We start from the raw sequence: 24,999 nt of genomic DNA on the forward strand, positions 1-24,999 counted from the left end.
TTCGCCGCCCCCTGGGAGCACCGGGCTCCAGCCCGGTAAAGAGAATCACGCTTACAAAGGCTGGTACAGCCGGGGGTATCTGCCTCATTTGGATGCGCCGGCATTGCTCCAATCTGTTACCTTTCGCCTGGCCGATTCGTTGCCACAGGAGAGATTGCCCCAGTTGGAGCGAGAACTGGCAAACAAGCCTAAAAAGGAGCGGGAGAGGTGGAAGCGTCAGCGCATCGAAGCGTGGCTGGATCTGGGCATGGGCTGCTGCGCCTTGCGCCATCCACGTCTTGCCGCGTTGGTGCGGAATAGCCTCTTGTATTTCGACGGCTCACGCTACCGGCTGCTGGCCTGGTGCATGCCGCCGAGCTGGGGATCAGCGTGCCCGGCAAGCGTTTTTGAGTGCGAGACTATTGGGACCGATACATCCGGGATGAGCGCCACTTGAATGCGGTGATCGTTTACATACACAATAATGCCGTGCTGGGAGTGCCAGGCTCCCGCCCGGCGGTGTTTGCCGAGCTGGAGCTCGGTGCCCCTGAGATCGGGCCGCGCTCGGCTGGTGGATGTGGAGGAAAAGGAATGAGTATCTTGGTTCAGGGTGAAATGGAATTTTCCGGTGCCCAAATAAGCTACTCCTTCGCACTGTGCCGAAGCCGGATGGCATGACTTTAGGGCTCATCGCTTGCCCTGTAAAGTCCCAGAACTGATGGACACCTTTTTATGTAGAGGCCTTTCTAGTGGCCCCTACGGCCAGGCACAAGAATCCTATTTGGCCCTTCGCTCCAGGCCTTGACAACCGACTTTGGCACTGATGGGCGAAAACCGGTTTTGGCGGTTGCCCTGAGGAAAAAGCGATAGGCAAGCGGTGTGTCTGAGAGCCTTCCGATTCAAAAAAAACATTCCAAGAACATTCCGGTGGATGGGGCCGTTTCTGGGGGCATGGACGGCCTTCTCTGGATCTTCGGCAACCCCCGTCCATGGGCGAAAGGTTTCTTCCCTTTGCCGGTAGGCCGCCGGCGGGGACGGGATCATCTCCTTTGTCAAAAAGGCAGGGGCGGTTCGCCAACCGCCCCTGCGTCACCTGCCTACCGTCCCAGGGGATCCCTAGGACCGTGACATTCGGCGATCGTAACCTACTCGGCCGCCGGACTGACCACAGAGGCCGCTCTTGCTTCCACGGCCTCCACTTCTTCGTACTTACGCACCATCCGGAAGATCACCGGACTCAGCGCCAGCAGTGCGATCAGGTTGGGAAGGGCCATGAGGCCGTTGAAGGCGTCGGACAGGTTCCACACGAACTTGAGCGACGTGGTGGCTCCCACGAAAACGAGCACCACCCACATCCACTTGTAGATCTCCACCGCCTTCACCCCGGCGATGTATTCAAAGCACTTGGAGCCGTAGTAGTACCAGCCGAGGATGGTGGAAAAGGCAAAAAAGACCAGGCCGAACGAGACGATGAAGGAACCGATCCCGGGCAGGCTCTGGCCGTAGGCCGCGCTGGAAAGAGCCGCCCCGGAAAGACCGTTTTGGATGGTCATGAGGCCTTCAGGAGACATTTGCACCAGCCCCGAGAGCAGGATGACCAGGGCCGTCATGGAGCAGATGATGAGCGTGTCGATAAAGGATCCCAGCGAGGCGATCAGGCCCTGCACGGCGGGGTCATCGATCTTGGAGGCCGCATGGGCGATGGGAGCCGATCCCAGGCCCGCCTCGTTGGAAAAGATGCCGCGGGCCACTCCGAAGCGGATCACCGTTCCCAGAAGCCCGCCGCCCACCGCTTTGCCGGTGAAGGCGTTGGCAAAGATGAGGCCGAAGGCATCGGGGATGAGCGAGGCCTTCATGATCAGCACGATCAGGGAGCCCAACAAGTAGACCACGGCCATGAAGGGAACGATCTTGGAGGTCACCCGGGCGATGCTCTTGATGCCGCCGATGATCACCAGAGCCGTGGCCACGGCCAGCACGATGCCCGTGATGTAGGTGGGGATGCCCAGGGTGGATCGGACGGCGTCGGCGACCGAATTGGACTGGACCATGTTGCCGATCCCGAAGGAGGCCACGAAACCGAAAAAGGCGAAGGCCCACCCGAGCCAGCCCCAGTTGCCGCCATAGCGCTCCTGCAGGCCGTTTTTGATGTAGTACATGGGACCGCCGGACTTTTCCCCCTTCTCGTTGGTAACCCGATACTTCACCGCCAAAACGGCCTCACCCAACTTGCTGGCACCGCCCACGGAAGCGGTCACCCACATCCAAAAGACGGCCCCGGGACCGCCCGCCGCGATGGCGGTGGCCACGCCGGCGATGTTGCCCGTTCCGATGGTGGCGGAAAGAGAGGTCATGAGAGCCTGGAAAGGCGTGATGTCCCCATCTCCGCTATGCTTTTTGGAAAAGAGCAGCTTGAAAGCAAGACCAAGACGCCGGAACTGAACAAAGCGGGTTCCCAGGGACAAAACCAACCCCGTTCCCACCAACAGGACGATCATCACCGGCCCCCAGGCAAAGGAGCCCAACTTTCCTACCAAGGTTTCAATCGAATGTGCCAAGCCTTCCATGTAAATCCTCCACTGGATTTCGATTTGTCCGCCTCCGAGAGAACCACAGCCGAAGCATCCGTTCGATCGCGGATTCGTTGCCCGCTCCCAACCGGATCCACCCAGGGCCCTATCCGTGCAAGGCGCGATCCGTCGCCTTGAAGGCGGCTTCCGCCATCACCTCCGCCAGGGTGGGATGGGCATGAATGGTCCGGGCCAGGTCTTCGGCCGTCATGGCGTGGCGCACAGCCAGGGTCGCCTCGGCGATGAGCTCCGTGGCGTGGGCTCCCACCAGGTGGGCTCCCACCAGGCGGCCCGATCCCCGTTCGGTCACCAGCTTGGCCATGCCGGCCAATTCTCCCAAAACCTGGGCCTTGCCCATGGTTCTCAGCAACACCGTTTCCGAACGCACCTCCATGCCCCGTTCCAGCGCCTGGGCCTCCGTGAGTCCCACCGTGGCCACTTCCGGCCGGCAAAAGATGGCCCCGGGAACGGCATCGTAGTCCATGCGCTCCCGGCCTCCCAAGGCGCAAGAGGCCGCCACCTGTCCTTCCGCCGAAGCCACGTGAGCCAGCATGACCCGCGCCGGGCCCAGAACGTCCCCGATGGCATAGACTCCATCCACATTGGTCTGCATCGATTCGTCTGCCTTGATCCACCCCCTTTCATCCATGGCGACCCCCAGGCCGGACAGGCCAAGATCGTCCGTGTTGGGCCGGCGCCCCACGCACACGAGGATCTTGTCGCAACCGACGGTCACGGGTTCCGCCTTTTTGCCTTTGGGCGGCTCCACCAGCGGGGACGGCCCCAGCACCACGCGCAGACCGTCCCCGTCCGGACCCCAGTCCTGGACCGTACGGCCCAGGTGAAGCGCCACCTTCCGCTTCTTCATCTCCCGCTCCAGGATCTTGGAGCAGTCCGCATCCACCGACGGCAGGGGCAGCAGCCGATCCAGGGCCTCCACCAACGTCACCTTGGTGCCCAAGGCGCTTAAAATGGTGGCAAACTCACAGCCGATCACCCCCCCGCCCACGATCACCATGGAACGAGGCACCTGCGACATGCTCAGGGCATGATCGCTGGACCAAACCCGCTCCCCGTCGGGCTCCAACCCCGGAAGCCCCATGGGCCGCGTTCCCGGCGCCAGAATGAGTCGATCCCAGGAAAGCTCCTGCACCTGCCCGTCGGCCTGCTCCACGCGGGCCCGCCCCGGCCCCGTTACCCGGGCTCGCCCCGCCATCCACCGGATGTTATGATGGCGAAAAAGCGCCGCGATGCCCTTGCGCTGGTCGTCCACAACCTTCTGTTTGCGAGCCATGAGTCGGGCCAGATCCACGGCGAGAGGATCGGCAAAGATGAGACCAAACGCCGCACCATGGCGGCTCTTTTCCAGAAGTTCTGTGGCGTGCAAAAGGACCTTGGACGGGATGCAGCCCCAGTTGAGGCAGGTACCCCCCAGGTGGTCCCGTTCCACCACCGTGACCCGGGCTCCGGCCTGAGCGGCACGAACCGCCGCCACATAACCGCCGGGACCCGCTCCAATGATGAGGATGTGCTTTTCCATGAACCTCCTTCGTTGAGAATCCACGTGGGGTCGAGATACCCACGGGCGTCGGAATCATGTGCGGGAAATCCCTTGAGGAAACCTGCCGTGCGCAAGACTTCTTTTCCAGGCAGAGCCTGCTTACTCCAGGAACCGTCCAGGGTCAAGGCCTGTTTGCCCAAGATGGCCCGCGTTTTTTCTCACATACGACGTGCTCTCTTGTGCACTCTTGCCATATCGCATGTTTTTGCAATTTGATAGGGAAATTTTTCTGATTATGAAAATTTTGATTGCCTTTTTTGTGTAAATCGTAAATAGTTCCAGAGATGGTCACACGCCGTGCCACACGTGAACCCCAACGGACGCTCGAACCCATGAAAATCGACGAAACCAACCTGGCCATCATCAAGCATCTACGCCAAGGGCGAAGATCGTTTCGCAAGATCGCCGAAGCCCTGGGCCTGACGGAAAACACGGTGCGCAACCGGGTCCAGCGGCTTATGGACGAAAAGGTGTTGAGCATCACGGGCGTGGTGGATCCCGGCGCCCTCCCCGGCCATCGGCTGGTGATCGTGGGAGTCAAGCTCCACGACATGGACATGGTGGGAGCCGCCGAAGCGTTCAAGGCGCTCCGGGGCGTGGTGGCGGTGACCATCGTGACGGGCCGCTACGATCTGATGGTTCTGGTGCTTTTGAACCAGGAGTTCGACCTATTGCAGTTTTACACGGAGGAGGTTTCCAAGGTGAGCAACGTTCAATCGGTGGAAACCTTCGTGGTCTACAAGACCTTCAACATCAAGGTTCCTTACGTTCTCTGAGCAAGGAGTTTGCCATGTCCCTTAAAATCACCCCTCTGCACGACTGGCACGTGGCCCGCGGCGCGCACATGGCCGATTTCGGCGGCTATCACATGCCGGTCTGGTATCCCACGGGCGCCAAGGCGGAACACCTGGCGGTGGTCCAGGCGGCGGGGCTGTTCGACACCAGCCACATGGCGGCTGTGTCGGTGCAGGGCCCGGACGCCCTGGAGCTGTTGCAGTGGACCTTCACCAAGGATCTGGAGCGCTGTGTGGGCGCCTCCCGGGAACCGCTTTCCAAGGGACGGTGCGTGTACGGCGCTTTTCTCAATGAACGGGGCGAGGCCCTGGACGATTCCATCGTCTATCGGCTGGGCGACCAAGAGTTCCTGGTGGTGGTGAACGCCGGCATGGGCGCTCCGGTGGCGGCGCATTTGCGGGACCAGGCGGGATCGCGTTCCGTCACGATCCAAGACCTGACGGACCGAGTGGGCAAGATGGACATCCAGGGCCCCCTGGCCGCCAAGATGCTGGCCCGGCTGCTGAGTGATCCGAAGGAAGCCTTTTCGGGCATGGCCTATTTCTCCTTCAAGGGCCATTACGATCCCGAACATCCGGACGCCGCCGCGGTGACCCTCCAGGACGGCACGCCGATTCTTCTTTCCCGCACGGGATACACGGGCGAATTCGGCTTCGAGATCTTCCTGGCCCCCGAAAGGCTGGAGCCCCTGTGGAGCGCCCTGTTGGAAGCGGGCGAAAAGGAAGGCCTTCTTCCCTGCGGCCTGGCCGCCCGGGATTCGTTGCGGGCCGGGGCCGTCCTTCCCCTGTCTCACCAGGACATCGGCCCCTGGCCTTTCCGGCACCACCCCTGGGAGTTCGCCCTGCCCTACAACGAAGACAAGACCGGCTTTACCAAGGACTTCCTGGGCGCCCGTGCCCTGCTGGAGCTCCGCACCCCCGAATACACCAAGGCCTTTGTGGGCTTCGACCTGAGAAAGCTCACCGACCCCCACGATGCCCAGGTCCTGGACCCGGACGGCAACGTGGTGGGAACGGTGCTCACCTGTGTCACCGACATGGCCATCGGCCGCGACGGCGACCGTATCTATTCCATCACCAGCCCTGACAAGCCGGCGGACTTCCAACCTCGTGGGCTCAGTTGCGGTTTTGTGAAACTCTCCCAGGACCTGCCGGCCGGAACCCCGCTGGTGCTCAAGGATCGCCGCCGCTCCATCCGCGTGGTCTTGACCGACGACATCCGCCCTCACCGCACGGCGCGACGCCCCATCCAACAAATGACCGACTGAACAGGACCCAACAAGAAGGAGGTACGCCATGAAGGAAATCCATGAACTGAACCTGGCTGAAGACGTTCGCTACACACAAGATCACGAATGGGCCCGCTTGGAAGGCGATACGGTGGTGGTGGGCATCTCCGATTTCGCCCAGGATCAGCTGGGGGAAGTGGTCTATGTGGAGCTGCCCCAGGTGGGCGACACCTTCGACAAGGGGGAAGAGTTCGGTTCGGTGGAATCGGTCAAGGCCGTGAGCGAACTCTACATGCCCGTGAGCGGCGAAGTGGTGGCGGTGAATGAGGAACTGGAAGGCGCTCCCGACCTGGTCAACAAGGAGCCTTATGGGGCCGGCTGGATGATCCGGGTCAAGCCCGAGGACCCGGCCCAGATGGATAGCCTTCTGGACAAGGACGCTTACCTGGAACATCTCAAGGGGTTGGAATCATGAGGTATCTTCCGCACACACCCGAAGACGTGGCTTCCATGCTCCAAGCCGTGGGGGCCGACAGTCTGGAGGAGCTCTTTGCGGGCGTTCCCGAAACCTGCCGGAGAAAGGACGCCTGGAACCTTCCGGAGCCCCTCACCGAATGGGAACTGAACGCCCACATGGACCGCCTGGCGGCCCGCGTGGCGTCGAGCCCTTATTGGAAGATCTACCTGGGCGCGGGAAGCTACGAACACCACATCCCTGCCGCGGTTTCCTACCTTTTGGGCCGGTCGGAATTCAGCACGGCCTACACTCCGTATCAGCCGGAAATCAGCCAGGGAACGCTCCAGGGCATCTACGAATACCAGACCCTGACGGCCCGCCTGCTGGGCATGGATGTGGCCAACGCGTCCATGTACGACGGCGCCAGCGCTCTGGCCGAAGCCCTTCTCATGGCCTTTCGCATCACGCGAAAGAAAAAACGCGTGGCCGTCTCCCGGGCCGTCAGCCCGTTTTACCGGCGCGTAGTGGCCACCTACTTTGCGCCCACGGACTACGAAGTGGTGGAGCTTCCCCTGCTTGCCGACGGCACCACGGACCTTTCCGGCCTGGGCGCCATCCAGGACCTGGCCGCCGTGGCGGTGCAGTCGCCCAACTTTTTCGGATGCCTGGAGGACCTGGAGGCGGCCGGACGGGCCATCCATGAGACCGGAGCGGTCTTCGTGGCCTGTTTCAGCGAGCCGCTGGCCTTCGGGATCGTGAAGAGTCCCGGAGCCCAGGGGGCGGACATCGTTTGCGGCGAGGGGCAGAGCTTCGGCAACCCCCAGTCCTTCGGGGGACCGGGTCTGGGCATGTTCGCGACGCGCCAGGACCATGTGCGCAAGATGCCGGGCCGCCTGGTGGGGCGCACCACCGACCTGGAAGGCCGCCCGGGGTTCGTGCTCACCCTGTCCACCCGCGAGCAGCATATCCGGCGGGCAAAGGCCACGTCCAACATCTGTTCCAACCAGGGCCTGTGCGCCATGACGGCGGCCATGTACATGGCCAGCCTGGGTGGAACGGGCATCCGCGAGCTGGCCCAGCTCAACCACGACAAGGCCGAGTACCTGAAAGAGGGGCTCCTGCAAGCGGGCTTTTCGGCGCCCTTGGCCGCACCCACCTTCAATGAGTTCGTTCTCAAGGCCCCGGCCGGCTTTGGGCAGATCTGGAAGCGCCTCCAGCAGGAAAAGATCGTCGCCGGCCTGCCCCTGGCCCCGCTCTACCCCGAGATGGAAGACCACTACCTTTTCTGCGTCACGGAGACCAAGAGCCGCGACGATCTGGACGTTTTGATCAGGGAGGTTTCGTCATGACAGCATCCCAGGGCACAACCGGTCTCATCTTGAACGAGCCGCTGCTGTGGGAACGGGGCAAGCCGGGCCGCACGGCCTTTTCCCTGCCCCGGCGCGATGTGGAACGAAAGGCCCTGGACCCGCGCCACGCGGGACCGGGCCCCGACTTTCCGGACCTGAGCGAGGTGGAGGTGATCCGTCACTACACGCGTCTTTCCCAGTGGAACTTCGGCGTGGATACGGGCCTCTACCCGCTGGGTTCCTGCACCATGAAGTACAACCCCAAGACCAATGAACGGCAGGCGTCCCTGCCCGGTTTTGCCGGCGCCCACCCGCTTCTGCCCGACGAGCTGTGCCAGGGGGCGCTGGAGCTCATGGCGCACCTGCAAGAGCTGCTGGCGGAGGTGACCGGAATGGACGCGGTGAGTCTCCAGCCGGCCGCCGGGGCCCACGGGGAACTGACGGGCATGCTCATCTTCGCCGCCCATTTCCGCAACAAGGGGGAAAAGCGCACCAAGATCCTCATCCCGGACACCGCCCACGGCACCAACCCGGCCAGCTGCGCCCTGTGCGGCTTCCGGCCCGTGGCGCTCAAGTCCAACGAACGGGGTGTGGTGGATCCCGCCGTGGTCCAAGAGCTCATGGATGAAGAGACGGCCGGAATCATGGTGACCAACCCCAACACCCTGGGTCTCTTCGAGGAAAACATCCAGGAAGTGGCGGAGATCGTCCACCGAAACGGGGGCCTGGTCTACTGCGACGGGGCCAACATGAACGCCGTCATGGGGATCGTGAACATGAAGGCCATCGGCGTGGACGTGCTCCACCTCAACCTGCACAAGACCTTTTCCACGCCCCACGGCGGAGGCGGGCCCGGGGCGGGTCCCGTGTGCGTGACCCGGCAACTGGAGCCCTTTCTGCCCGTACCGCGGGTGGTGCAGGAAGGCGGAGCGTACCGGCTTTCCCAGGACTTTCCCCTGAGCATCGGCAAGGTGCATGCCTTCCACGGCAATTTCGGCGTGCTCATCAAGGCCTACAGCTACATCCTGTCCATGGGGGAAGATCTCAAGAAGGTGAGCCAGCTGGCGGTGCTCAACGCCAACTACATCAAGGAACGGCTCAAGGATGTCTTTCACCTTCCTTTCGACCGGCCCTGCATGCACGAATGCGTCTTCACGGACAAAAAGCAGCAGGCCCACAAGGTGACCACCCTGGACATGGCCAAGCGGCTCATGGACTACGGGTTCCATCCGCCCACCATCTACTTTCCGCTGGTGGTGCACGGCGCCATCATGGTGGAACCCACGGAGACGGAAACGAGGGAGGACCTGGACCGCTTCATTGAGGCCATGCGGGCCATCGCTCGGGAGGCCCAAGAGGATCCGGAGCGCGTGCGCCAGGCCCCCACCAAGCCCAAGCTGAGGAGGCTCAACGAGGCGGAGGCGGCGCGCCGGCCCTGTCTGGCGGGCTAAGCACAGATCCCCAAGCGCCACCGGGCCCCTTCACGTGCCGGCCCGGTGGCGTGAGGCTGACTCTCGGTGGGAAGGCGGCACCCCAGACTCGGAAGGAACACCGACCATGACGGCACCGTCCGAAAGGAAACCCCGGCCCTGCCGGCTGCTGGACATCCCGCTCCTGGACTACCGGGAGGCGCTGGAGCTGCAGCGCTCCCTGGTGGACGCCCGGCACACCGGGCGCCTGGACCGGGACGTCTTCATTCTGGTGGAACATCCCCCGGTCTTCACCCTGGGCCGGCGCGGAGGCCTGGAAAACCTGACGGTGTCTCAGGAAATCCTGCAGCGCCGAGGCATCCCGGTGGTTCCCATCGAACGGGGCGGAAACATCACCTACCACGGCCCGGGCCAGGCGGTGGGCTATCCCATCGTGCATCTACCCAGCGCGGGCTGGAAGGTGGTGGCCTTCGTGGAGGCCCTGGAAGAGATCATGATCCGTGCTGCGGCCGATTTCGGGGTGAGCGCCCGCCGCGACGTGCGCAACCGTGGCGTGTGGGTGCAGGACAGAAAGCTGGGAAGCATCGGGATCGCCGTTCGGCACGGGGTGAGTTTCCACGGCTTTGCGCTCAACGCCGTGGTGAACCTGGAACCCTTCGACTGGGTAAACCCTTGCGGCCTGCGGGGCGTACAGATGACATCCCTGGCACGCGAGACGGGAAGAAGGGACCTGGACATGGCGGCGGTGCGCCGCACCGTCCTCGCCCACACCGCCCGCATCCTGGGTCTGGACTTCCAGCCAGCCGATCCGGCCTGGGCACTCCGCCAAGCCCAGCCCACAACGGACACCACCTCCCCCATCATGGACCACTTACCGCAAAGGACCCGATCATGACGGCATCCCATGAGCAACAGCCCATTCGAACGCGCAAACCTTCCTGGCTCCGCCGCCGCCTGCCCTCCGATCCCGCCTACCAGCAGGTGCGCCGGCTGCTCAAACAGGGTCTTTTACACACCGTATGCCAGGAAGCCCGCTGCCCCAACCAGTTCGAATGTTTTTCCCAGCGCACGGCCACCTTCCTCATTCTGGGCGACCGGTGCACCCGTCGCTGCCGTTTCTGTGCGGTGGAACACGGTCCCACCGGCCCACCGGACCCCAGCGAGCCCCAGCGGGTGGCCGACGCCGCCGCACGCCTCGGTTTGCGCTATGTGGTCATCACCTCGGTCACCCGGGACGATCTGCCCGATGGAGGAGCGGACGCCTTCGTCCGCACCATTGGCGCCGTGAAGGAACGCCTGCCCCAAGCCCGGGTGGAGGTGCTCATTCCCGACTTCCAGGGGAGCTGCCGGGCCCTGCATCGGGTTCTGGACGCCGGTCCGGACGTACTCAACCACAATGTGGAGACGGTCCCGCGGCTCTACGAAACGGTGCGCCCCGGCGCACGCTATGAGCGCTCCCTGGAGCTTTTGGACCGATCCCGCCGACATGCCCCCCGCCTCCCCACCAAGTCCGGACTCATGCTGGGCCTGGGGGAGACGGAAGGGGAGATCGAGCGCACCCTCCAGGATCTTTTGGAGGTGGGCTGCAGCATGCTCACCCTGGGCCAATACTTGCAACCGTCGCGCCGGCACCTGCCGGTGGACCGGTTCGTTACGCCCGATGAATTCGACCATTGGAAGCACAAGGCCCTGCAAATGGGCTTTAAGGAGGTGGCCAGCGGTCCGCTGGTTCGCAGCTCCTACCATGCTCAGGAGCTCTATTCGGCCTGTTGCCAGGATGCGGAATAACAACTGAAAAAGAGGAGAAGAAAATGATTGTTGGTGTGCTCAAGGAAATCAAAGCGGAAGAAAATCGCGTGGCCATGACGCCTGCGGGCGTGGAAGTGATGCGCCACAACGGCCACACGGTCCTGGTGGAAAAGGGAGCCGGAGTGGGAAGCGGCTTTCCCGACGAGGCCTATGCGGCCGCCGGGGCCGAGATCGTGGCCACCCCCAAGGAGATCTACGACCGGGCGGACATGGTCATGCACGTCAAGGAACCCCTGCCCCCGGAATACGACCTGATTCGGGAAGGCCAGATCGTCTTCACCTACCTCCATCTGGCGGCCGATGAAGAGCTGACCCAGGCCCTCATGCAGCGCCGGTCGGTGAACATCGCCTACGAAACCATCCAGAAGGCCGACGGATCCCTGCCGTTGCTCACGCCCATGAGTGAGGTGGCGGGGCGCATGGCCATCCAGGAAGCGGCCAAGTACCTGGAAATGACCCAGGGGGGTCAGGGCATCCTGCTGGCGGGCGTGCCGGGCGTCGAACCGGCCACGGTGGTGGTCATCGGCGGCGGCGTGGTGGGAACCAACGCGGCCAAGATGGCCTGCGGCCTGGGGGCCAAGGTTTATCTGCTGGACATGAACCTCCAGAGGCTGCGCTACCTGAGCGACGTCATGCCCGCCAACTGCTTTCTGCTCATGTCCTCTCCGGCCACTATCCGGGAGCTGGCCAAGAAGGCCGACGTGGTCATCGGCGCCGTGCTCATCCCGGGCGCCAAGGCTCCCAAGCTCATCACCCGCGACATGCTGCCCACGATGAAGGAGGGCGCGGTGATCGTGGACGTGGCCATCGACCAGGGAGGCTGCTTCGAAACGTCCAAGCCCACCACGCACAAGAACCCCACCTATGTGGTGGACGGCGTGGTGCACTACTGCGTGGCCAACATGCCCGGCGCCGTGGCCAAAACCTCCACCCTGGCGCTCACCAACGCCACCCTGCCCTACGCGGTACAAATCGCCAACAAGGGCTGGAAGCGGGCCATGCAGGAAAACCAAGAGATCAAGCTGGGAGCCAACGTGGTGGACGGCAAGGTCACCTACAAGGGCGTGGCCGACGCCTTCGGCCTGGAATACGTTCCCATCGACACGTTGCTCTAACCACCCTCCCTCCTCACCCCCAGGGGCGCACCTTCGGGTGCGCCCGCCCGGTCAACGACGGCTCAGGAAGTAGAGGATGGGAACGGTCATCCGGGAAAGGAGCAGGGAAGCGACCTCTCCGGACATGAGCGCCAGGGCCAGGCCCTGAAAGATGGGATCGAACAGGATCACCCCGGCCCCCACGATCACGGCAGCGGCAGTGAGCAGCATGGGCCGGAAACGCACCGCTCCGGCGTCCACCACCGCATCCTCCAAAGGCATGCCCTCCTTCAGGCGCAGCTCCACGAAGTCCACCAGGATGATGGAATTGCGCACCACGATACCTGCCCCGGCGATGAACCCGATCATGGACGTGGCGGTGAAAAAGATCCCGAACAGCCCGTGGGCCGGCAGGATACCCACCAGGGAGAAGGGAATGGCCGCCATGATGGTGAGGGGCGTCACGAAAGACTGGAACCAGCCCACCACCAGGATATAGATGAGCACCAGCACGGCGGCGAAGGCCAGCCCCAGGTCCCGGAAGACCTCGTAGGTGATGTGCCATTCCCCGTCCCATTTCATGGAATAGCGCTCCGTGGAAAGGGGCAGGGCCGCCACGTGCCGCTCCAGCCGGTAGCCCTCGGGAAGGACCAGTTCGTCCAGTTTCTTGTTCATCTTGAGGATCGCATAGACCGGACTTTCCTCTTCACCCGCCACGTCTCCCGTCACATAGACCACGGGAAGCAGGTTCTTGTGGTAGATGCTCTTGTCTTGGATCGTTTGCCGCACCCGCACCAGCTCGCTCAGCGGGATGAGCCTTCCGGAGGCGTTGGCAATCCGCAACGAAAGCACCGGATCCAGCCTCGAGCGCTCCGCCAGGGGCAACCGGACGACGATGGGAACATCCTCCTTTTCTTCCGGCATGTGCGCCAGTCCCACGGGAGATCCGGCCACGGCCGCCGACAGCACCCGGCTCACCTGCGCCACGCTCACCCCGTTCAAGGCCGCCTTTTCCCGGTCCACGGAAAGGACCACCTTGGGCTGGTCGTCTTCCACGAACCAGTCCACATCCACCACGCCGTCCGTCTCCTGGAAGATCTTTTTCACGTGCCGGGCGATCTGGATCTGACGCCCATAGTCGGGCCCGTAGATCTCGGCCACCAGGGTCTGAAGGACCGGCGGCCCGGGCGGGATCTCGGCGATCTTCACGTTGGCGCCGTAGAGGGCGGCGATTTTTTGGATCTGGGGCCGAAGCCGCTTGGCTATGTCGTGGCTTTGCGCCTTGCGCTCCCCCTTGGGAACGAAGTTCACCTGGATGTCCGCCACGTTCGCGCTCCGGCGCAGGAAATAGTGGCGGACCAGGCCGTTGAAGTTGTGGGGCGAGGCGGTTCCCACGTAGATCTGGTAGTGGGTCACCTCGGCAGTGGCCGCCACCGCCCGCGCCATGTGTCTGGCCGCCGCAGCCGTCTCCTCCAGGGTACTTCCCTCCGGCATGTCGATGATCACCTGTAGTTCGCTTTTGTTGTCGAAGGGAAGCATCTTGACGCGCACGGCCTTGAAAGCGACTAGGCTCATGGCCGCCAACAGCAAGATCACCACGAAGACCAGGAACCCGTAGCGCGCCAGGGGCCGGTGAATGAGCGGGCGCATGACCCGGCGATATAAGCGCGTGGACCAGCTCTCTTCTTCATGCTGGGCCTCCTTTTCCCGTTTCAGCAGACGCACGCTCGCCCAGGGGGTCACCAGGAAGGCCACGATGAGAGAAAAAACCATGGCCGCCGAGGCCCCCACGGGAATGGGCCGCATGTAGGGCCCCATGAGGCCTCGCACGAACGCCATGGGAAGGATGGCGGCGATCACGGCAAAGGTGGCCAGGATGGTGGGGTTGCCCACCTCCGCCACCGCCTCCACGGCCACCTCCGACGTGGGCCGGTCCCTGTTTTCGGGCATGCGGTAATGGCGCACGATGTTTTCCACCACCACGATGGCGTCGTCCACCAGGATCCCGATGGAAAAGATGAGCGCAAAAAGGGTGACCCGGTTCAGGGTGTAGCCGCTCAGGTAGAAGACGGTCAGCGTGAGGGCCAACGTCACGGGAATGGCGATGGCCACGATTCCCGATTCCCGAAGCCCCAAGGTGAGCCAGATAAGAAACACCACAGAGACCACGGCGATGGCCATGTGAAACAGGAGTTCGTTGGACTTTTCCTTGGCCGTCTCCCCGTAGTTGCGCGTAACGGTCACATGCACGTCCCGGGGAATGAGTCGCCCCTTGAGGCCCTCCACCTTGTGCAGCACGGTTTCGGCCAGGTCGATGGCGTTGACCCCCTTGCGCTTGGCGACGGCCAGGGTCACGGCAGGCTGCAGGCCCTGGACCGGCGGGCCTGCGTAGCGAGGGCCGGTGCCGAACAGCACATAGTCGGCGGGCTCTTCCGGGCCGTCCTCGATACGGGCCACGTCCCTGAGATAGACGGGACGGCCCCCATAAACGCCCACCACCACCGATCCCACGTCCTCTGCCGTACGGAGAAAGGCACCCGATTCCACCACCACTTCCCGGTTGTCCGCAATCATCCGGCCGGAAGGATCAACCCGGTTGGAGGAAGCCAGGGCCTGGAGAAGGGCGTCGGCCGACACACGGCGGGAGGCCAGCCGGACGGGGTCCAGGAGCACACGGATCCGGCGGCGGCGGCCTCCGATGATCTTGACTTCCGAAACATCGGGCACCTGCTTGATCTGGTCGTGGAGCTGAGCGGCCACACGTCGCAGGTCGTAGTGGTCCAGGCGCTCGCTCCACAGGGTTAGAGCCAAAATGGGCACGTCGTCGATGGAACGGGGCTTGATGAGCGGGCGGGTCGCCCCCGGCGGGATGAGATCGAAATGGGCGAACATCTTCTGATTGAGACGCACGATGCTCTTTTCTTCGTCTTCTCCCACCTTGAAGCGCACCACCACGAAGGACCTTCCCGGCGACGATGTGGAATAGATGTATTCCACCCCCGGAATTTCCCACAAAAGTTTTTCCATGGGCTTGGTGATCCGCTCCTCCACTTCCTTGGCAGAGGCTCCCGGCATGCCCACAAAGATGTCGATCATGGGAACGACGATCTGGGGCTCTTCTTCCCGGGGGAGCAGCATGACAGACCCCAGCCCCAGCAGCAGGGAAGCCGCGATGAGAAGCGGCGTGAGCTTGGAATCCACGAAGGCCTTGGCCAGTCTTCCGGCTATTCCCAGATGCACGTTCATAGATCGCTCTCAGTTCCCAACCAGTCGGGCGCCGTCCACAAGGCCGGGCACGATGCGGGCGGCGATGCGCTCGCCGGCCTCGAGTCCCGAAAGGACCTCCACGGTCCCGTCCAGGTCCCGGCCCAACCGCACCAGCCGCCTGTGGACCGTTTGCTCGTCGTCCACCACGAAAACGCCGGTGAGCTGGCCACGTTCGTAGACCGCCTCACGGGGAACGCGGATAACCGATCGTTTTCCCAGCCGGAACCGGGCCCGGGCGAAGGCGCCGGACCGAAGAAGATCGGAAGGTCCCAGGACCGACGCCGAGCCGTGCGCCCCCTTCGCGGGGCTCCCCTGGCCTTTGTCCCCTTCACCTCTGGCGTTGCCCTGTTTGCCCTCTTCCTCGTCCCCTGGACCCTTGGCCACGTCCCGTTCTGCCAGATCGATCTTGACCCGGGCCGTTCGAGAAGCCGCGTCCACGGCCGGAACGATTTCCGAAACCCGGCCCATGAAGGGTTGGCGGGCCTGGGCAAAGAAGACCGGAACCGGATCGCCCCGATGCACAAAAGGCAGCACGCTTTCCGGCACATCCACCTCCAGCCGGTATCGGCGCGTGTCCTCCACGGTCACCAACGCCACGCCGGGAGCGGCCATCTGGCCCACCTCCGCCAGTTTGGCCGTCACCACCCCGTCCACGGGCGATGCGATCCGGGTGTAGTCCCAAAGGGATTTCGCCGCTTCCAAGGCGGCTTGGGCCGCCTCCTGCGCAGCCACAGCCCGCTCCCTGCCGGCCCGGGCCGCCCGAACGGCGCGCCGGGCCTTTTTCACATGGGCCAGCGCCGCCTTGTGGCGGGCCGCCACCTGGTCGAATTCCTGGGCGCTCACGGATTGGCGGTCAAAAAGCGCCTTGAACCGCTCAAAGGTCACCCGGGCCAATCCCAGGTCCGCTTCGGCCGCCTGAAGATCGGCCTTGGCCACCCGCACCGCCTCCCGGGCTTGCTGTGCGGCGAACCGGGCCTGCTCCAGGCTCGCCTCCGCCTGCCGGATTCCCGCCTCCACCTGCCGGGCATCCACTTCCACCAGCACCTGCCCTTTGCGTACCAAATCCCCTTCCCGCACGTGAACGGCCGTGATCCGGCCCAGGACCTTGGAAGATAGGGTGGAGATCACGACCGCCCGAACCGTTCCGGGAAGATCCACCGTTTCCGGAATCGTCTCCGCCCGGACGGTCACAACAGGCACTCCGGAAACGCGGGGCGGCTCCGGCGCCGTGGGCGCCTGTTCCCCGGAGCAGCCCCACAGAAAAAGCCAAGCCAGTGCACCCGCCCACAGGAGCCTTCTCAGTCGGCCATCCACCGGGCCTGCCTCTTCATGGACCTTGTGAGCCACCCTGTCCACCTCCCGCTCTCTGTCACCTTCCTAAACGCTCTACAGAATCAAAGACTCCATGCCTTCCGTCGCCGCAAAGCTTCGGCCCTGCGGAAGACGACCATCCTAACCCAATGCAATAACAGTCGATACCCAATGCTTCACACAACGTCCAAAGGCTCTCCCGCAGCCCCCAAGGCCTGCGCTACCGCCAATGCGTTCGGCCCCGGCGTTTTCGGGCGGCCGACACCGAAGGGGCTCCAAGCGCCGGCGAAAGCCACGCCCTGCGGCCTCACGGGCGCATAAACACGCTCAGGTCGTCCAGGCGGCCGCTTGTGACCAGCACGGCCGCATAACCGGTCACATACGCATAGCGTGCCTCCAGCGCCTGCAGTCGGGCCTGCAGCTGGGCCGTTTGGGCCCGGAGCAGTTCCGTGATGGTGGTGAGTCCCGCCCCGTAGCGGTCTTCAACGATCCGGAGCGCTTCCTCGGCCTGACGCGCGGCCCTTTGGGCCACATCCAGCCGCTTTTCGGCCGAGGCCAGCGCCTGCCAGGCCCTTGTCACCTCCAGCCCCACTTGATCTTCCGCTTCCTGCAGCCGCGCGCGCACCATCTCCAAGTCGGCCCGGGCCCGTTCCACGGCGGGAGCCCGTCGCCCCTGGAACAGATCCCAGCTCAGGGCCACGCCCACCGTGTAGTCCGAACTGCCGCGGGACGGTTCGTCGCCACTCATTCCGTACGTGGAAAAGGCGTCCAGCCGCGGAAGGTAGAAACCTCGGGCGGCGCGCAGGCGCGCCTGGGCGGCGTCCACCTGGCGGCGCAAGGCCTCCAGATCGGGCCGAACCCGGATCGCCTCCTCCATCACCTCCTCCAGGGCCCCCATGGGAAAGGGACCGGCCGGAAGCTCCCCTTGGACCCGTACCGCTCCTGCGGCGTCGGTCCGGCCCAGCGCGGTGAGAAAGGCCCGGCGTGCGGTTTCGGCGTCTCCTTCCACCTGGATGAGTCGCTGGCGGAAGTCGGCCAACAACACCTGGGCGGCCAGCAGATGGGATCGCACCACCTGGCCGTTTTCAAAAAGATCACGGATCCGGCGCACCTGGGCTTGAGCGCTTCGCACCGCCTGCCGGGCCACCCGCACGCGGGCGTCCGCCACCTGAACCCCGTAAAAGGTCCGGATCACTCCGTAGCGCACCCGCTGGCGGGCCCAGCGATCCAGAAGTGCAGCCCGGGCCTTACCGGCCTCGGCCTCGGAAACCCGGGCGGGGGTCTGCCACTGGTCGAAGAGCGTCCAGCGCACGGTGGCTTCCGAGCGGATATTGGTGAGCGGGTCGGGATCGTTCAAGAATCCGGGGTCGAAGTTGGCCGGACCGAAGCGGCCCTGTTCCAAGAGGGATCCAAAGACGAAGACGGGATGGTTGCTCCGCACCACCTTTTGGGAGAGGCCAACGGTGGGAAGGTAGCCGGAACGAGCTTCACGCAGCCCGGCCTGGGCGGCCTTTCTACCAGCGGCCGTGGCGCGAAGCCGCGGGTGATGTTCCAGGGCCGTGGCCACCGCCCGCTCCAAGGTCCACACCGGCCATGGGCCATGGTCCCGGGGAACGGCCCGCCCCTGGGATCCGGGCGGCTCCCCGCCCGTGCAGGGCAAAGGACCGGTAAGAATCAGCACGAAAACGAGGCAGCCGAACCACGAAAATCTGGCCATCACGTGCCCCCTCACGATTCAATGAACGAAGAGCCGACGGAACCCAGGGCCATCCCACTCCCAGCAGGCATTTTGCCCATTGGCTGCTCAGCTTATCTAAAAGCAGACAGGAAAGCAAACAAGGCCATGGCGGTGCTTCAACGCCGTTCCCCGTGGTGCCCAAAGGCACCCCCACGGAAGCCAACCGCACCGCTCTCGCACAGGAACGAACGGATAGGCCATTCCAGCAAGGGGAGGAAGGGACAGCTCACCTTGCAGGCTGTCTCACAATGGCATCCCGGCCTTCTGAGCAGTTGAAATGCCACCGTCGTGGTGCTTTTTGAGCTCTCAGAAAGCCTTGTCGAGGCCGGTTCAGATCCCGCCCCGACTGCGAAAAGATCAGGCCGGCGGCACGGCTCCGGCGGGTGGCCCCAAGCTTCCGTCCGCACAACAGGCGAGCGATCTGGGCGTTCTGGGGTGGCTTCCCAGCCAGACACCCCATGGGTTACTGTTGCGGAAAGCAAGCCACGCGAACGCACCTGCTTTTACTTCAATCCACCACTTCCTTGAGCACCGGATGGCGCTGTTTCAGCCGATGGACGATCCGGTCGTAGTGATGGATCCGCACGATGGACCGCACGACCAGGTAGCCCCCGAGGCCGGCCAACAGCACGCAAAGGACCAACAAAGGCGCCAGAAACGGCCACACGTCCTTCACCACGTAGTAGCGCGACGTGGTGATGAGCAGACTGAGAACGGACAGGGGCAGAACGAAAATGGCGATTCCCGTGCGGAGCGCCGCCAGGGACGTGCGCTTTTCGGCCAGAAGGAGCTGGACCTCGTTGAAGACCACCGTGGTCTCGCTGCGCTCCCGATCTTCTTCCGAACGGCTCATGACCTCCTCCTTGCACAGCCCGCACCCGCGTCTCACCGGGGGCGGACGTTGGCCCAAAGGGCCGGTGGATCGAACGCCCCCTTGCGCATCACGGCGCGGGCGGCACGCCGTTTTCGTCCCAGCCCCGTTCCCGGTAGTATTCTTGAAGCATGTTCTCCATCTGCTCGGGGCTGATCACCTTGCCCGTTTCGGGAAGCGGTTCCGTGTGGAAGCGCACCGGCAGCCGGTCGTCTTGGGCCGTGAGGCCTTCTCGGATGTTGAACCTTCGGATCTGGTCCTTGATCCGGCCCGCCACCCGCCGCATGCCTTCCGTGTCCAGGTCCAAGCCCACGGTGCCCCGGAGGATTTCGGCCAGGCTGTCCCACTGGTAAAGGTCCCGGTAGAAGCGGCACAGGATCAGGGTATCGAAGAGGGTGAGCCGGTCTTCCCACTCACAGAAGACCTTGGCCTTGCCCCGGATCATCTCCGGGTCCACCAGGCCGCTCAATTCCGGCTTGTAGAAGGTGGCCCTTAGATGGCACGCCCCGCGATCCGAAGTGCCGTAGGCCAGGCCCATGCCCTTGAGCAGCCGCGGGTCGTAGCCCGCAGGCTCCATGCCCTTCACGTGGACGGCCAGGTCCTCCAGGCCCCATTGGGCCGCCGCATGGCGGATGCCCCGGGCCAAAACGTCGCCGATACCGCGCCGGGAGGCCATGTCTTCCAGAAGGGCGGCCATGCGGTCCACCTGTCCGTAATCGATGACGTAGTCCACGACACCGCGGCGCACCGCCTCGATGGTGAAGCCCACCAGGTTGCCGGCCGTGATGGTGTCCAGGCCCAGCCGGTCGCACAGATCATTCAAGTAGGCGATCTCTTCGATGTGGGCCACCTCGCACAGGCCGCCGAAGGCATAGATGGTCTCGAATTCAGGCCCTTCCACCACCAGACCCTTGTGACGGCCCGCCTTGACGGTGCTCAGGCGCCCGCAGGCCATGAAGCACTTGAGGCATGCGTGGGGCTTCACGTCGCAGCGCTCGTGGAGGGCCGCCGCGTTGATGCCTTCCCGGTGGTTCGCCCGCCCCTGGTGCCAATAGCGGGTGGGAAATCCCCCCGCTTCGTTCAAGACGTCCACCAGCATGGAGGTGCCCATGGTCTTGTAGGCCTTGACCCCTGGATTTTCCCGTCCTTCCCGGGCCACCTCCTTGGCGAAGCGCTTGAGAAGATCCGGATCCGCAAACTCCTTGGCCCGATGTCCCCAGAAGGCCACCGCCTTCACTTTCTTGGCCCCCAGCACGGCGCCCGTTCCCGTGCGGCCGGCGCTTCGCCAGTAATCGTTTTCCACCACGGCGAAGGCCACGCCCTTTTCCCCCGCGGGGCCGATGGTGAGTACCCCCGGCCGGGAGGCGTCCGGCCGGTTCTTGGCAATCCATGTCTTCACCCGGTCTTCGGTCTCGAAGGTATCCCGGCCCCAGAGATCGGAGGCGTCGTGGACGAACACCCCGGCCTCGCCGATCTCGATCCACACGGGCTTTTGCGCACGGCCCTGGATGAGCACCGCGTCCACACCGGCTCCGGCCAACCGCTCGGCCACCGTGCCTCCCGAATAGGATTCAGCGAAAAGCCCCGTCAGGGGACTCTTGGCATAGATCCCGTGCCGGCAGGACCCCCACACCGGGCTCCCCGTGGCCGCTCCTCCGGCGATCACCACGCAGTTGTCCGGTCCCAGGGGATCCGCCCCTGGCGGGATGTGACGAAGAAGCAGTTCCACCGCCAGCCCCCTGCCGCCGAGAGTCCTTTGCAGCAGCTCGTCGGGAAGAGCCTCTCGCCGGTGTGTTTCCTCCGACAGGTCCACTCGGATCAGGGTTCCGTGAAAGCCGTCCACGTTTTCCACCTCCCCGGGGCGTCCGCCCCCTCCCGTTGGTTCCCGTACCGGTACCGGCCGTTTGGAAAGAGCCGAGACACGACGGAAGAGTCCCGGCGAACTTAGGGATCATCACTTCCCTTCGCCCTTCCTCCGCCCTTGTCCCGGCACCGTGATGGCCCTTTTATAGCACGAAGGAAAGGGACTCGCCCACTTTCCGGCCGGGCCCGGCACGCCGCGGCCCAGGAAGTGACCAGGAAGGGAGCGGCCCATAGCGCGGGAGACTTTCGCTCTATCTTCCGATACGATGGACGCTTGCCGGCTCATGGGGCGCTTCCCATGAACCGGATCCAAAGGGGAAGGGACGGGCCTTGATCATGCCGCCGTCTCTGACGCGGGAGGGGTTTTCACCGCCGGAAGGCCTTTGCAAAACGACGACCCCGTGGGAAAAGACGCAGGCCGGTGAACGCCTTGGAAAGTCTCGTCAGTCGGGCTCCGGGGCCCTCCCCGGGGATGCGGGAAAGAAAAGGAGGTGTGCCGTTGGGCCCCATTCCCGTTTTGCATGAAGACGACCATCTGCTGGTGGTCCACAAGCCGGCCGGAATCTCCTTCCACGGCACTTCGGGAGGCCAGGGCCTTCCCGGCCTCTTGCGGCGCCAGACGGGCCTTGAACCGCTGATCGCCGTCCACCGGCTGGACCGGATCACCTCCGGGGTGCTGGTACTGGCCCGCAGCCAAGAGGCCGCCCGGGAGCTGGGCCGGATCTTTCGAGAAAGGGAAATTGCCAAGTATTATCTGGCCATCTCCGATCGAAAGCCCAAGAAGAAGCAGGGAACGGTGGCGGGCGACATGGCCCGCAGTCGGCGTGGCACCTGGAAGCTTCTTCGAACCCGCGTCCATCCCGCCGTCACCCACTTCACCAGTCTTTCCATGGCACCCGGCCTCAGGCTCTTCTTGTTGAAGCCCGAAACGGGCCGTACCCACCAGGTGCGGGTGGCCCTCAAGGCCCTGGGCTCCCCCGTGCTGGGCGATCCGCTCTACTGGAGTCCGGGGCCCGCCATTCCGGAACCGGACCGGGCCTATCTGCACGCCTACCGCATCCGCTTCCGCCTTTTCGGCACGCCTTACGATATCTTGGCCCCGCCCGTCCAAGGGCGCCTCTTTGCGGCCGATGCCTTCCGGAAGGCCCTGTCCCGGATCCGTGCACCATGATCCGAAAGGCGACAGGAAAAAGCGCTCAGCGACGGAGTGGGATCCGGGGCCCTTGGGGTGCGCCACCCTGGGACCTTTCCACGGTGCCCTCGCCTTGCGCGGGGCATGGCTCCGCCTGCTCGTTTTTACGCTCCAGTCTCTCGGCCCCTTGACGCTCCAACTGGAGCAGCCGCTCCTTGCGTTCCAGGCCCCAGCGGTATCCGGCGAGCCCTCCGTCGGAACGCACCACCCGGTGGCAGGGAATAACGACGGCCGCCGGATTGGAGGCACAGGCCCGGGCCACGGCGCGGGCGGCGGAAGGCTTTTCGATCTTGCGCGCGATTTCGGCGTAGGTGGCCGTGGTCCCCGGGGGAATGTGGCGGAGCGCCTCCCACACCCGCTGCTCAAAGGCCGTGGCCTGAATGTCCAGGGGTAGATCCGGGGGACTTTGCCAGGGCGCTTCCAGATGGGCCACCACCTTCTGCACCAGAACCTGCTGGTCCGGTTCCGCCGGGAGGATCCGGGCCCGAGGAAAGCGTTCCAGGAGTTCCCCTTCCAGGGATTTGGCGTCATCGCCCAGCCACACGGCACACACCCCCCGGGCCGTGGCCGCCACCAGCACCCAGCCCAGCCCACAGGGCGCCACGGCAAAACGGATCTCCTGGTGTGGCGCGCCTTTACGGTAGATCTTGGGGGCCATGCCCAACGCCTTGGCGTCTTTTTCGTAAAAGCGACTGGAAGACCCGTAGCCCGCCCGGTGGATGGCTTCCGTAACGGAGCCGGCTCGACCCAGCTGGACCTGGATCCGGGCACGACGCACCTGAAGGGCGTATTGGCGCGGCGTGAGTCCCAAAAGGCGCTTGAAGGTCCGCTGCAGGTGGGACGGGCTGCAGCCGGCCAGCGCAGCCAAGTCCTTCAGGATCGGAAGGTCCTCGCACTGCTCCAGGACGCGGCAGATCCGTCGGACCCGTTCCGCCGCCGGGTCGGCGCCCGTGCGGTCCGGCCGACACTTTTTACAGGCCCGAAAACCGGCCCGCTTCGCGTCCTGCCACGAATCAAAAAACCGCACGTTTTCCCGTTTGGGCCGACGGGACGCACAGGAAGGCCGACAGCGCACCCCGGTGGTTAGCACGCCATAGACGAACACCCCATCTCCGCGCACGTCCCGAGCTGCGACCGCCTTCCACTTGGCCTCGTCCGTCGAAAATGCCTGCATGCCGTCTTCCCCCGTCTGGCCGTCCCCCCGGGTGCCCCATGGCCGGCACTCCATCGCGGCGCTTCCCCTTATTTTGCCCTCACACACTCCCTCTTTACACCACCCGGCCCGAACGATCACTCCGAATCACGGCCCCCAATTTCCTTTCTTCTGGCCGTGCAAGACCAGGCAAAGACCGCGCCCCTTGCCGGCACCGGAGAAATCGGCCCCTTCGCCGCTTTGTGTGGTAGGAGCAAAGCCAGGCAAAGGTCGATCTACAGATTCAAACGAGGATGTGGGCAACAAAAAATGGGCTTGACACTAGGGCCATTTAAGTGGCACCCATCGGGGCCAATCGCAACGCACCGGTCGGCAAATCCATTGCGCTCCATGGCCCCCGTGAACTGAGTCGTTATGCCCGAGGAAGAATCGGATGGATATCGCCACAACCATTAAATCGCTTCCTTAATCCGTGAAATTTCGCCTATGCATAAAACTATCTTACAACAGATATCTCAATGAATTTACATCTCATTTATGCTATAGGGTCTCCCGTCACATTTTCACCCGGCAGGTGCACTCATAAAGAAAATTGAGATCGAACAATCTTCGAAGGCCTTCTGCGGCGGACACGCTGGCCTGGCCCTTGTGGGCAATCTGATCAACGCCACCACGAACCTGTGGGGGCAGTTGGAAAAGGAAGTTCCAGTGCGGCCGATGATCTCGCACGCGGATGTGCTCAAGGCCTGCTTGGGGCTTCTGTGTCTGGGCAAGAGTGACTTTGAAGCCGCTGCGGAGTTTGCCGGCGATGACCTGAAAAAGTGGCTGAATCAGGGCGTCGGTGACCCCCAATATGGGTTCCTATTCCATGCTGCTCGATCCACTCAATCACACTTCACTGATTCAGGAAGAGGTAAGCATCTCAACTGCATTGGCACAGAGGGTAGCGAACCGGTGTGAGTGATTCCAGTTTATGCTTCAATGAGGCCGAGGCGGGAAAGCCTCGGAAATCATGCAAGCCCAAAGGGCCGCTCTGAGGGAGCAGAAGCTTCAATGAGGCCGAGGCAGGAAAGCCTCGGAAATCTTGGCGCGGCGTCCGCTGCCTGGGGTCAGGGCAATATAGCTTCAATGAGGCCGAGGCAGGAAAGCCTCGGAAATCCAGCTCCCATGATGTGAGAAACACCCTGCTGCTCTTGCTTCAATGAGGCCGAGGCAGGAAAGCCTCGGAAATCGCCCAAGAGCATCGAGGAACTCAAGCGATATGGCATGCTTCAATGAGGCCGAGGCAGGAAAGCCTCGGAAATCTCCCCTTGGCATTGTGGGCAAGCGTCC

The 24,999-nt window shown here is 63.8% G+C and carries 18 protein-coding genes, 1 pseudogene and 1 CRISPR repeat array (1 of these 20 only partly in view); of the genes and pseudogenes, 10 read left to right on the forward strand and 9 right to left on the reverse strand.

Features of this window, described 5'->3' with window-relative positions:
• Positions 1-436 (forward strand): annotated as a pseudogene (locus tag B9A12_RS17415) (hypothetical protein); the annotation flags it as partial.
• Between the two features lie 688 nt (positions 437-1,124).
• Here the strand turns inward: B9A12_RS17415 and B9A12_RS15425 are convergent.
• Positions 1,125-2,546, reverse strand: coding sequence for an alanine/glycine:cation symporter family protein (locus B9A12_RS15425; RefSeq protein ID WP_084058995.1), 1,422 nt, complete (start codon positions 2,544-2,546; stop codon positions 1,125-1,127).
• 109 nt (positions 2,547-2,655) lie between these two features.
• Entirely contained in the window at positions 2,656-4,089 is a 1,434-nt protein-coding gene (gene lpdA / locus B9A12_RS15430; protein WP_084058996.1) for a dihydrolipoyl dehydrogenase, read from the reverse strand.
• 353 nt (positions 4,090-4,442) lie between these two features.
• Between lpdA and B9A12_RS15435 the strand changes: the two genes are divergently transcribed.
• From B9A12_RS15435 to ald, 8 genes are all read left to right on the forward strand, one after another.
• Positions 4,443-4,886, forward strand: a complete 444-nt coding sequence (locus B9A12_RS15435; RefSeq protein WP_084058997.1) for an Lrp/AsnC family transcriptional regulator — start codon at positions 4,443-4,445, stop codon at positions 4,884-4,886.
• A 14-nt stretch (positions 4,887-4,900) separates the two neighbouring features.
• Positions 4,901-6,172, forward strand: coding sequence for an aminomethyl transferase family protein (locus tag B9A12_RS15440; RefSeq protein WP_084058998.1), 1,272 nt, complete (start codon positions 4,901-4,903; stop codon positions 6,170-6,172).
• 28 nt (positions 6,173-6,200) lie between these two features.
• Positions 6,201-6,608 (forward strand): glycine cleavage system protein GcvH, encoded by a 408-nt coding sequence (gene gcvH / locus B9A12_RS15445; RefSeq protein WP_084058999.1) that lies wholly within the window; start codon positions 6,201-6,203, stop codon positions 6,606-6,608.
• Positions 6,605-7,939 (forward strand): aminomethyl-transferring glycine dehydrogenase subunit GcvPA, encoded by a 1,335-nt coding sequence (gene gcvPA, locus B9A12_RS15450; RefSeq protein WP_170920662.1) that lies wholly within the window; start codon positions 6,605-6,607, stop codon positions 7,937-7,939. The genes gcvH and gcvPA overlap by 4 nt, the downstream gene beginning before the upstream one ends.
• A complete protein-coding gene (gene gcvPB / locus B9A12_RS15455) occupies positions 7,936-9,390 on the forward strand; it encodes an aminomethyl-transferring glycine dehydrogenase subunit GcvPB (RefSeq protein WP_084059001.1) in 1,455 nt (484 codons plus the stop codon). Before gcvPA ends, gcvPB begins: the two co-directional genes overlap by 4 nt.
• Before the next feature lie 106 nt (positions 9,391-9,496).
• Positions 9,497-10,264, forward strand: a complete 768-nt coding sequence (gene lipB, locus B9A12_RS15460) for a lipoyl(octanoyl) transferase LipB (protein ID WP_084059002.1) — start codon at positions 9,497-9,499, stop codon at positions 10,262-10,264.
• On the forward strand, positions 10,261-11,157 hold the full coding sequence (gene lipA / locus B9A12_RS15465; protein WP_084059003.1) for a lipoyl synthase: 897 nt from the start codon (positions 10,261-10,263) through the stop codon (positions 11,155-11,157). Before lipB ends, lipA begins: the two co-directional genes overlap by 4 nt.
• A 23-nt stretch (positions 11,158-11,180) precedes the next feature.
• Positions 11,181-12,293: an alanine dehydrogenase gene (gene ald, locus B9A12_RS15470; protein WP_084059004.1), complete on the forward strand. Its 1,113-nt coding sequence runs from the start codon at positions 11,181-11,183 to the stop codon at positions 12,291-12,293.
• A gap of 51 nt (positions 12,294-12,344) precedes the next feature.
• On the opposite strand, the gene B9A12_RS15475 is transcribed toward ald, so the two are convergent.
• From B9A12_RS15475 to B9A12_RS15495, 5 genes are all read right to left on the reverse strand, one after another.
• Positions 12,345-15,518 carry an efflux RND transporter permease subunit gene (locus tag B9A12_RS15475; protein WP_084059005.1) on the reverse strand — a complete coding sequence of 1,058 codons (3,174 nt, stop codon included), beginning with the start codon at positions 15,516-15,518 and terminating at the stop codon, positions 12,345-12,347.
• Positions 15,519-15,527: 9 nt separating this feature from the next.
• Positions 15,528-16,886, reverse strand: a complete 1,359-nt coding sequence (locus B9A12_RS15480; RefSeq protein ID WP_170920663.1) for an efflux RND transporter periplasmic adaptor subunit — start codon at positions 16,884-16,886, stop codon at positions 15,528-15,530.
• Between the two features lie 271 nt (positions 16,887-17,157).
• Positions 17,158-18,567, reverse strand: coding sequence for a TolC family protein (locus tag B9A12_RS15485; protein WP_084059007.1), 1,410 nt, complete (start codon positions 18,565-18,567; stop codon positions 17,158-17,160).
• 529 nt (positions 18,568-19,096) lie between these two features.
• On the reverse strand, positions 19,097-19,441 hold the full coding sequence (locus tag B9A12_RS15490) for a DUF417 family protein (RefSeq protein WP_084059008.1): 345 nt from the start codon (positions 19,439-19,441) through the stop codon (positions 19,097-19,099).
• Positions 19,442-19,529: 88 nt separating this feature from the next.
• Positions 19,530-21,302, reverse strand: coding sequence for an aldehyde ferredoxin oxidoreductase family protein (locus tag B9A12_RS15495; RefSeq protein WP_084059021.1), 1,773 nt, complete (start codon positions 21,300-21,302; stop codon positions 19,530-19,532).
• 519 nt (positions 21,303-21,821) lie between these two features.
• On the opposite strand from B9A12_RS15495, the gene B9A12_RS15500 reads away from it, so the two are divergent.
• Entirely contained in the window at positions 21,822-22,493 is a 672-nt protein-coding gene (locus tag B9A12_RS15500) for a TIGR01621 family pseudouridine synthase (protein WP_212636974.1), read from the forward strand.
• Between the two features lie 25 nt (positions 22,494-22,518).
• On the opposite strand, the gene ada is transcribed toward B9A12_RS15500, so the two are convergent.
• Complete coding sequence (gene ada / locus B9A12_RS15505; protein ID WP_084059023.1) at positions 22,519-23,688, reverse strand: bifunctional DNA-binding transcriptional regulator/O6-methylguanine-DNA methyltransferase Ada; 1,170 nt, start codon at positions 23,686-23,688, stop codon at positions 22,519-22,521.
• A 534-nt stretch (positions 23,689-24,222) separates the two neighbouring features.
• Entirely contained in the window at positions 24,223-24,519 is a 297-nt protein-coding gene (locus B9A12_RS15510; protein ID WP_084059009.1) for a hypothetical protein, read from the reverse strand.
• Between the two features lie 123 nt (positions 24,520-24,642).
• A CRISPR array of direct repeats spans positions 24,643-24,999; the repeat unit is 37 nt; unit sequence GCTTCAATGAGGCCGAGGCAGGAAAGCCTCGGAAATC; it runs 414 nt beyond the window's last position.

This window comes from Desulfacinum hydrothermale DSM 13146, from assembly GCF_900176285.1.
Lineage (GTDB): Bacteria > Desulfobacterota > Syntrophobacteria > Syntrophobacterales > DSM-9756 > Desulfacinum > Desulfacinum hydrothermale.